Genomic DNA, 8,995 nt, shown 5'->3' with positions numbered 1-8,995 from the left:
TTGAGGTCGCTGCGCTTGGTTTTGAGGCCCGGGCTGTCGGCGTCCACCATGTCGGGGTCGCCGGCCAGCATTAGTTGAATCGTGCTGGGCTCAATCGGGCGGGCCGCCATCTCGTAGAGGGCTTGCAGCATTTCCATGCCGCGCTTGGCGTTGGCTTTGGTGCCGTCGACCTTGAACTGCTCATGCCGATGCGCAATTTTGACTTGCAGCGCCACTTCAATACTGCGCAGGTGCTCGTCCATGGGGCCGCACAGGTGGCCCAGGCGGGTGTTGCTGGGCGGGGAAAAAATGTGTCTGAGGATCAAGTTGATAATTCCAGAAATTAGTCACCCATGATAGGCAAAAAATGATCGGCAAATTAACGGGCACTTTGAGTGACAAAAATCCACCCCAGGTGCTGGTGGACTGCAATGGCGTGGGCTACGAAGTGCATGTGCCCATGAGCACGTTTTACAACCTGCCGGAACTCGGCGCTCGCGTCAGTTTGCTGACGCACTTTGTGGTGCGCGAAGACGCGCAAATTCTGTACGGGTTCGAGAATGCGCAGGAGCGCGAAGCGTTTCGCCAGCTCATCAAAATATCAGGCGTGGGGCCGCGCACTGCTTTGTCGGTGCTCTCAGGCATGAGCGTGGGCGAGTTGTCGCATGCCATCACGATGCAAGAAGCGGGGCGGTTGACCAAGGTGCCGGGCATCGGTCCCAAAACCGCGCAGCGCCTGTTGCTGGAACTCAAAGGCAAACTCGGGCCGGATATAGGTGTGTCGGCCAGCATCGTCAACGATGCGCAGGGCGATATCTTGCAGGCTTTGCTGGCGCTGGGTTACAGCGACAAGGAAGCCGCCGCCGCCCTGAAAGCCCTGCCGGTGGATGTCGGTGTGAGCGACGGCATCAAGCTGGCGTTACGGGCGTTGGCCAAGTAACCAGCAAGCCGCAAGCTTACTGGGCGTCCCTCACCGCGCGGCCATTCACGGGTTGCACCGGGCGGGCATTGCGGGGGAACAGTTGGCTGAACAGTTTGATTTGTTCCTTGCTCACGGTGGTGGGTTGTTTCAGCACCATCCACAGCACGCCTTCGGTACAGGGCGGCGTGGTGAGCGAGCCCATGAACTGGTAGTAGCGTTGGTCTTTGGGCAGCAAGTCGTTCATGTCGATGATGCCCACAGGCATGCGCACGCGGTCGTTGGTGTCGAGCGGCATGTAGGTCCACACCTTGTTGATCAGCGCATTGGTGGTGCCGGGGTCCAGCAGCACGGCGACCACGGCCAGTTGGCCTTCGGGATTCTTGTGCACCAGGTGCGCCACCATTGCAAAATTACGGTAGTTGATTTGCTCTTCCGACGGCGTGTGGAAGTGAAACTGCAGCAGCTTGTAGGTCGAGCCGCGCACGGTGATGGCGTTGTCGCCATACAGGTCGACCTGAATCGTGTGACCGTTGTTTACCACGCTGCCGCTGCTGGGCATGTAGTTAAATTGCAGGGGTTCGGCGGGTCCTTGCAGCGTGGCTGATTCTTCGATGTTGATGGGTGACTGGCGCTTGCCGATGGCGCAGGCATTGAACTCGGGTTTGAGCTGGCCCCAGGCTTGCGGTCCGTTGGCGCCTTCGTAGGCCCAGTGCACCTCGCCGTCATGGTGCGCCGCTGCTGCATCAACCGCCGCAGGGGATTCGTGGCCGGTCATGGCGGCCGCCTTGGCTCGAATGTAGGCGCGGCTGGCTTTGGGGTTGACGGCAACTGCTGCATGCTTGGGCGCTGCAGTTGGGGCGTGCTCCGTAGCGTGTTCTCCTGCTTTGGCTGGTGCCGCTGCCGGGGCTTCAGCGGCCGCAGCCGGAGGCTTGGCCGGCATGGTGATGAATTTTTTCTCTTTGCCGTTGACCACCAGCGTGATGCGTTTGTTGGCGGTTCCGCCGGCTTCAACGGCTTCGCGCACCTGGTCGCCCATGGCCTTGGCCGCTGAGGCGCTCGAGGCTGGTTTTTTGGCGGGTGCAGCGTGGGCATCTGCAGCTGGCGCCTCTGCAGGCGCTGCATGGTCAGCAGCCATACTGGCGAGGGGCAGGCCCGCCGTCAGGAAGAGGGCCAGGCTGGTGGCAAGAAGGGGATTCAGGCGATTCGAATTCATGGCAGGCGGCCCCGTGGGTAAGCACAATGATCTGGCCCTACTTGGTCAAAGAAGGGTTTATGCCATGTTATCGGCAGAATCACCGGTGCACTTGAGCCGCTCAGTGGCGCTGCAGGCTATAGTCAAGCTCCACTTTGCAGCCCCCACCCCGTGAGCATTCAAACCGACGATTTTGGCGCACCGCCCCCCAAACGCATGATCTCCGCCGCCCCGGCCTCGCCCAATGAGGAAGCGGTTGAGCGCGCCCTGCGCCCCAAGCTGATGGACGAGTACGTGGGCCAGGCCAAGGTGCGCGAACAGCTCGAGATTTTTATCAGCGCCGCCAAAATGCGCGACGAGGCACTCGACCACGTACTTCTGTTTGGCCCACCCGGTCTGGGCAAAACCACGCTTTCGCACATCATTGCCCATGAGTTAGGTGTTAATTTGCGTCAGACCAGCGGCCCGGTGCTCGAAAAACCCAAAGACCTCGCGGCCTTGTTGACCAATCTGGAGAAGAACGATGTTCTCTTCATTGACGAAATTCACCGTCTGAGCCCGGTGGTGGAAGAAATCTTGTACCCCGCGCTGGAGGACTACAAGATCGACATCATGATTGGTGAAGGCCCGGCGGCGCGCTCTATCAAGCTTGATTTGCAGCCCTTCACGCTGGTCGGCGCCACCACCCGTGCTGGCATGCTGACCAACCCGCTGCGCGACCGCTTCGGCATTGTGGCGCGGTTGGAGTTTTACACCGCTGACGAACTCGCGTTAATCGTGCGGCGCAGCGCCGGCTTGCTCAAGGTGCCGACCAATGACAAGGGCGGCTACGAGATTGCCCGGCGTTCACGCGGCACCCCGCGCATTGCCAACCGCCTGTTGCGCCGGGTGCGCGACTATGCCGACGTCAAGGGCGCTGGTGAAATCACGCTCGAGATTGCCAACCGTGCGCTGGCGATGCTCGATGTCGATCCGCAAGGCTTTGATTTGATGGACCGCAAGTTGCTGGAGGCGGTGATTCACCGCTTTGACGGTGGCCCGGTCGGGCTCGACAACATCGCCGCTAGCATTGGCGAAGAGCGTGAAACGATCGAAGACGTGATCGAGCCGTATTTGATTCAGCAGGGGTATTTGCAACGCACGCCGCGGGGGCGCATCGCCACGCTGGCCGCCTACCGGCATTTGGGGGTGACGCCGCCGAACCGCGATGGGGGTGACCTGTTTGGCGCATGAACTCAGGCCGACGTGGCACTCAGTGCCGTTCGTGTCCCCCGGCCTTTGGCCTCCTCCTTGACCTCACCGCACTGAATGCCACGCCGTCCTGAGTCGGTCAACACGGGTGACAGACGATGACATTGGGGTAGAGGGTGCAGCGAAGTCAAGGAGGAGGATCGGGCGCAGCCCGGTTCGGGGGACATGAGCGGAGCCCTCTACCCCGGTGGCATCGGCCCGCACAAGCCGGCGCATGACATGGCAATGACTGCGATATAGCCCGCTCAGGTGCTGGTTTCGTCGAGGGTTTGATCTTCCAGGTGGCGCGTATCAGACCAGCCGACCAACGTCAGGCCCGCAGGCGTCCAGAGCAGGCGGTTGATCGCCGCATTGCCCAACTTCCAGCTGCGGGGTGCTTGCACCTCCTGGCCGGTGGCGGCGCGGTACAACGCATCCATGATGCCGCCATGCGCTACCAGCACAATTTGCTCGCCGATGTGGCGTTGGCTCAGTTCAGCCACCGTGCGGTTGATGCGGTCCCGCACTTGCAGCAGCGTCTCGCCGCCGGTGGGTGCCCAGTGTGGGTCGCGCTTGCGCCAGCGCAGCGATTGTTCTGGGTCGGCGATTTCAATTTCGGCAAAGGTCTTGCCTTGCAGTACGCCAAAATGACGTTCACGTAAGCCGGTATGGGCGTGCAGCACACCGCCGGTGGCCTTGGCAATGGCGCCGGCGGTTTCCCAGGCACGCACCAAATCACTGGCGTAGATGGCCTGGATCGGCTCTGAGGCCAAGGCTTGCGCCACGCGGCTGGCTTGCCAGCGACCGGTCTCGTTGAGGCCGACATCCAGGTGGCCCTGAATGCGGGTGTCGACATTCCAGGCGGTTTCGCCGTGGCGGATAGCAATGATGCGGGTAGCGTGCATGGTTTAAAAAGATTAAAGACTGACCACCTGAAGGCCGGGCAACATGGCCACTGGGAACTCTTCCTCGTCAAACACCTTGTCGCCGTTTTCGTCCGGCACGCCGGTGGAGGTGATGTCCTTGAAGTTGTGGCGCGTGACGTCCATGAGGTGCGAGGGCACTACGTTTTGTAGCGCAGTGAACATGGTCTCGGTGCGCCCGGGGTATTGCTTTTCCCACTCGCGCAGCATGTTGCCGATTTGTTTACGCTGCAGGTTTTCCTGGCTGCCACACAAGCTGCACGGAATGATCGGGAACTGGCGGTGCTCGGCCCAGCGGATCAGGTCTTTTTCGGCCACGTTGGCCAGTGGGCGAATCACGATGTGACCGCCGTTGTCGCTCACCAGTTTCGGCGGCATACCTTTGAGTTTGCCGGCAAAAAACATGTTGAGAAAGAAGGTTTGTAGCATGTCGTCGCGGTGGTGACCCAGCGCGATTTTGGTGATTTTTAGCTCGTCGGCCACTCGGTACAAAATGCCCCGGCGCAAGCGACTGCACAGGCTGCACATGGTCTTGCCTTCAGGAATCACCTTCTTGACGATGCTGTAGGTGTCCTGCGTTTCGATGTGAAATTGCACACCCAGTTTGGCCAAATATTCGGGCAGGATGTGGTCCGGAAACCCAGGCTGCTTTTGGTCGAGGTTGACGGCAATCAACTCGAATTTGATGGGCGCCCGGGCCTGCAACTTGAGCAATATATCAAGCATGGCAAAGCTGTCTTTGCCGCCAGAAACACAAACCATGACGCGGTCGCCTTCTTCGATCATGTTGAAGTCGATGATGGCTTTACCGACCTGATGGCACAGGCGTTTTTCGAGCTTGTTGGTTTCGCGCTCAATTTTTGGCTTTTTTGCAGCGGGTGAGTCGGCCTGTGTGGCTTCGGTGGTGATTTCGGATTCTGTCCAGACGGCGCTCATGTTTTCTTTCTCAAATGCAGGCATATTTACCACTGTCCGGTTTCAACCCGGATGGCGACTTCGCAGTCTTCAAAAATTTCAAGTTTGGCGATTTTGACCCGCACGCCCAGCACGCCGGGCAGTTGCATCAGGCGGTTGGCAAGCTTGCCGATCAGCGTTTCCAGCAAATTCACATGTTCGGCGGTGCACTCGTTGATGATGATCTGGCGCACCTTGCGGTAGTCCAGCACATGGTCGATGTCGTCGTCGTGCGGCAGTAGCGGCTGGGGGCCCAGGCTCAGTTCGGCATCGACCTGAATCGGTTGCGGGGCGGTTTTTTCAAGTTCCAGAATGCCAAGGTTGGCGTCAAAACGCAAACCGGTGAGCGTCAGGGTCTGGTGTCCAAAAGTGTGGGGCATGGTAGGGTGACTCATTGGCTGCAGGGCTATCACAGCAGGGAAAAATCGCGCTCGAATTTCATCAGGTGCTGGCCGCCATCGACCAGGATGGTGGTGCCGGTGAGCGACTGGTTGTCGATGGCGAACTTGACCGTAGCCGTGACATCGGCGGGGGTCGACGAACGCCCCAGCGGCGAGAGTTGGTGCAGCGCCTCAAACTTTTCAGGCGTCAGCAGGTGGCTGGTCAGGGTCAGGCCAGGGGCCACGCCCACCACGCGAATTTGGGGGCTAAGCGCCATCGCCAGCATGGTGGTGGCCGCTTCAAGCGCCGCCTTGGAGAGCGTGTAGCTGAAAAAATCGGGGTTCTGGTTCCAGAGTTTCTGGTCCAGCAAGTTGACCACCACCCCTAAGGGGCGGCGCGCCTGGGCGCTGGCCGAGCCATCACGGCCAATCACATGTTCGTGCAGTGCTTGCGCCAAAATAATGGCGGCGCCAGTGTTGCTGCGCAGGTGCTTGTCCATGGCACCGAAGCTGAAGGTGGCGGCGGTGTCGTGCTCAAAGGTAGAGGCGCTGTTAACCACGGCATCCACCCGGCCAAACTGGGCAATCACTTGCGGCAGCAAATTGCGCACCGCCGTCTCGTTCGTTAAATTTGCACGAAAAGCGGCGCTACCCCCCGTCATGCTTGCGCAGTCTGCTACTGTTCTTGTAGCATCTTCAAGCGAATCGCGGTAATGAACGGCGACCCGCCAGCCGTCTTTTGCCAGCGCGAGCGCAATTTCACGCCCGAGTCGTTTGGCCGCGCCGGTGACTAGGACACAGCGTGCAGGCGGGTTGGCAGAAGTGGGGGTGGACATTCAGGGACAATTCGCTGGTTATGAAAATACCCCACAGTTTAACGAGCACGCTCGCGCGCCATATTGCGAAAACCATTGCTGACAGCAAGGGCTGGATCGGTTTTGATACCTTCATGGCGCAGGCCTTGTACACGCCGGGTCTGGGCTACTACGCCCATGACAGCACCAAATTTGGCGCCATGCCCCAAGCCGGCAGCGACTTTGTCACCGCCCCGGAAATGTCTCGGTTGTTCGGTCAGACTCTGGCCGCCCAAGTGGCGCAGGCCCTGCACGTGACGCAGACCCACGAGGTGTGGGAGTTTGGCGCCGGCTCCGGTGCGCTGGCCCTGCAATTGCTCGACACCCTGGCCGCGCTCGGCGTGCCTTTGCAGCGCTACACCATCGTCGATTTGTCGGGCAGTTTGCGTGCGCGCCAGCAACTCAAGCTCGAAAAATATGCCGCCGTGGTGCGCTGGGTGAGCGAGTTGCCCGACACGATGCAAGGCGTGGTGGTGGGCAACGAGGTGCTGGACGCGATGCCGGTGAAGCTGCTGTCGCGCATCAAAGGCGAATGGTTTGAGCGCGGCGTGACGTGTGATTCACCGCTGGCCGATGCGGAGCCTGAGTTTTACTGGCAAGACCGCCCGACCGACCTGCGCCCGCCGGTTGATGTGGAGGGCGAGCACGACTACCTGACTGAAATCCACCAGCAAGGAGAGTCTTTCATCCGCACACTGGCTGACAAGCTCACCCAAGGCGCAGCTTTTTTCATCGATTACGGTTTTCCGGAAAACGAGTACTTTCACCCGCAGCGCCACATGGGCACGGTGATGTGCCACTTTCTGCACAAGTCAGACCCCGATCCGCTGACTAACGTGGGCCTGAAAGACATCACGGCGCATGTGAATTTCACCGGTATTGCGCTGGCGGCGCAAGAAGCGGGGCTGGAGGTGCTGGGCTACTGCACGCAGGCCCGGTTTTTGTTCAACTGCGGATTAGGTCCGCTGATGGATGCGTCTGAGTTGGCGGTGCGCGCGATGGCGCAACGGTTGGTGATGGAGCACGAAATGGGTGAGTTGTTCAAGGTCGTTGGCCTGACCAAGGGCGCGCCGTGGGACGCCATCGGCTTTGCCCAAGGCGACCGCACGCACACGCTGTAATTCCTCGGCAAACACAATTACCCCATGCTGCGCTGGCTACTCGTCACCTTCCTGGCCTTGCTGTTGATCAATGGCTTGCGGCCCTGGTTGACCAAACTCGGGTTTGGCAAGTTGCCGGGCGACTTCTCTTTTCGGCTGTTTGGCCGGGAGTGGTTCATCCCTTTGGCTTCGACGGTGGTGCTGAGTTTGTTGGCGACATGGCTGTCGAAGTTGATTTGATGCGAATCGTCACGATGTAGCTTGGAAATTGCGGCTTAATCTGTACCCATAAGAGGTTTTCACATGACTGATTCCCTGCACATTGTTTGCCCCCACTGCCACACCACCAACCGAGTGCGCAGCGCTGATTTGTCCAATGCCCCCGATTGCGGTGGCTGTCACAAGCCGTTGTTTGTGGCGCATTCGCTGACGCTGGATGAGGCTGGTTTTGACCGTCACATCGCGCGCAGCCAGATTCCAGTGTTGGTCGATTTTTGGGCGCCGTGGTGCGGCCCGTGCCGCCAGATGGCGCCTGCGTTCGAGCAGGCTGCCGCGCAGTTGGAGCCCCGGTTTCGGCTGGTCAAGGTCGACACCGAGGCGAATCAAAACCTGGGCGCACGCTTTAATATTCGCAGCATTCCGACGCTGGCGCTGTTTGCCAACGGGGTCGAGGTGGCGCGCCAGCCCGGTGCCATGGGTGCGGCCGATATCGTGCGCTGGGCACAGTCACACCAGCGCTGAGACTTGGTAACGCCGTCGTAACTGCTTGCCCGATAAGGTCGTAGCATCGGTGTTTTGTCACAGACCCTATGACCATGCCCCCCCAGACCCGCACCGAAACGATCGAACGCACCGAGCGTCCTTGGGGTTGGTATGAAACCATTTCGGTGGCACCCGGCAACAAGATCAAGCGCATTGGCGTGCTGCCCGGTCGCCAGATCAGCCTGCAAAAACATCACCAGCGCGCTGAGCATTGGGTGGTGGTGGTCGGCACGGCCACGGTGACTTTGGACGAGCAAGTGCTGACGCTTGCGGTGGGCGCGCATGTGGATATTGCCATTGGGCAAGTTCACCGACTGGCCAATCACAGTGAGGTGCCAGTCGAAATTGTCGAAGTTCAATTCGGAAGTTACCTCGAAGAAGACGACATTGTTCGTCTCAGTGACGACTACGGTCGCGCCTGATTTCTCTCTCCCTCAACTGCTAGATTCGCACCATGAATACTCATTTTTCAGCCTCTGAATTTAAATTACCAGCTGGTGCTGCCCCCGTGGCCTGCGTCGACATTGGCGGCACCAAGGTAGCCGTCAGCATCGCCGATGCCCAGGGCATTCGGGGGCGTGTGGCAGAACCTACAGCGAAGGAGGGCGGCACTGATGCGCTGGGGCTGCAAATCATTCGCCTGGTGACGCAGAGTTGCCAATCCGCAGGTATTGCGTTGAGCGAACTGTCGGCGGTGGG

General features: G+C 59.8%; 12 protein-coding genes and 2 pseudogenes. 7 read left to right on the top strand and 7 right to left on the bottom strand.

What is annotated here, in order from left to right; all coding sequences use genetic code 11:
- A pseudogene (locus WCG50_RS15245) lies at positions 1–305 on the bottom strand (PhoH family protein); the annotation flags it as partial.
- A 41-nt stretch (positions 306–346) separates the two neighbouring features.
- On the opposite strand from WCG50_RS15245, the gene ruvA reads away from it, so the two are divergent.
- On the top strand, positions 347–919 hold the full coding sequence (gene ruvA, locus WCG50_RS15240; RefSeq protein ID WP_336900456.1) for a Holliday junction branch migration protein RuvA: 573 nt from the start codon (positions 347–349) through the stop codon (positions 917–919).
- 16 nt (positions 920–935) lie between these two features.
- Here ruvA and WCG50_RS15235 read toward each other — a convergent pair whose 3' ends face one another.
- Positions 936–2,114, bottom strand: a complete 1,179-nt coding sequence (locus WCG50_RS15235; protein WP_336900455.1) for a carbonic anhydrase family protein — start codon at positions 2,112–2,114, stop codon at positions 936–938.
- Between the two features lie 150 nt (positions 2,115–2,264).
- Between WCG50_RS15235 and ruvB the strand changes: the two genes are divergently transcribed.
- Positions 2,265–3,326 carry a Holliday junction branch migration DNA helicase RuvB gene (gene ruvB / locus WCG50_RS15230; protein WP_336900454.1) on the top strand — a complete coding sequence of 354 codons (1,062 nt, stop codon included), beginning with the start codon at positions 2,265–2,267 and terminating at the stop codon, positions 3,324–3,326.
- 2 nt (positions 3,327–3,328) lie between these two features.
- On the opposite strand, the gene WCG50_RS15225 is transcribed toward ruvB, so the two are convergent.
- From WCG50_RS15225 to WCG50_RS15205, 5 genes are all read right to left on the bottom strand, one after another.
- On the bottom strand, positions 3,329–3,511 hold the full coding sequence (locus tag WCG50_RS15225) for a hypothetical protein (RefSeq protein ID WP_336900453.1): 183 nt from the start codon (positions 3,509–3,511) through the stop codon (positions 3,329–3,331).
- A 78-nt stretch (positions 3,512–3,589) separates the two neighbouring features.
- Positions 3,590–4,228 (bottom strand): histidine phosphatase family protein, encoded by a 639-nt coding sequence (locus tag WCG50_RS15220; RefSeq protein ID WP_336900452.1) that lies wholly within the window; start codon positions 4,226–4,228, stop codon positions 3,590–3,592.
- 12 nt (positions 4,229–4,240) lie between these two features.
- On the bottom strand, positions 4,241–5,182 hold the full coding sequence (gene ttcA, locus WCG50_RS15215; RefSeq protein ID WP_336900457.1) for a tRNA 2-thiocytidine(32) synthetase TtcA: 942 nt from the start codon (positions 5,180–5,182) through the stop codon (positions 4,241–4,243).
- Between the two features lie 26 nt (positions 5,183–5,208).
- Positions 5,209–5,580 (bottom strand): dihydroneopterin aldolase, encoded by a 372-nt coding sequence (locus WCG50_RS15210; RefSeq protein WP_336900451.1) that lies wholly within the window; start codon positions 5,578–5,580, stop codon positions 5,209–5,211.
- Between the two features lie 29 nt (positions 5,581–5,609).
- The gene (locus WCG50_RS15205) at positions 5,610–6,416 is read right to left on the bottom strand and encodes an SDR family oxidoreductase (protein ID WP_336900450.1); all 807 of its coding nucleotides are present in this window, start codon (positions 6,414–6,416) and stop codon (positions 5,610–5,612) included.
- Positions 6,417–6,436: 20 nt separating this feature from the next.
- Here WCG50_RS15205 and WCG50_RS15200 point away from each other — a divergent pair, with 20 nt between their 5' ends.
- From WCG50_RS15200 to WCG50_RS15180, 5 genes and pseudogenes are all read left to right on the top strand, one after another.
- Positions 6,437–7,555, top strand: coding sequence for an SAM-dependent methyltransferase (locus tag WCG50_RS15200; protein ID WP_336900449.1), 1,119 nt, complete (start codon positions 6,437–6,439; stop codon positions 7,553–7,555).
- Positions 7,556–7,579: 24 nt separating this feature from the next.
- Positions 7,580–7,774 (top strand): DUF2905 domain-containing protein, encoded by a 195-nt coding sequence (locus WCG50_RS15195; protein ID WP_336900448.1) that lies wholly within the window; start codon positions 7,580–7,582, stop codon positions 7,772–7,774.
- A gap of 63 nt (positions 7,775–7,837) precedes the next feature.
- Positions 7,838–8,275 (top strand): thioredoxin TrxC, encoded by a 438-nt coding sequence (trxC, locus tag WCG50_RS15190; protein ID WP_336900447.1) that lies wholly within the window; start codon positions 7,838–7,840, stop codon positions 8,273–8,275.
- 68 nt (positions 8,276–8,343) lie between these two features.
- Positions 8,344–8,718: a phosphomannose isomerase type II C-terminal cupin domain gene (locus WCG50_RS15185; RefSeq protein ID WP_336900446.1), complete on the top strand. Its 375-nt coding sequence runs from the start codon at positions 8,344–8,346 to the stop codon at positions 8,716–8,718.
- A gap of 32 nt (positions 8,719–8,750) precedes the next feature.
- A pseudogene (locus WCG50_RS15180) lies at positions 8,751–8,995 on the top strand (ROK family protein); the annotation flags it as partial.

Source organism: Rhodoferax sp. (assembly GCF_037143375.1).
Lineage (GTDB): Bacteria > Pseudomonadota > Gammaproteobacteria > Burkholderiales > Burkholderiaceae_C > Rhodoferax.
The sequence above is the reverse complement of the archived record's forward strand: the minus strand, read 5'-3'. Positions and strand labels throughout refer to the sequence as shown.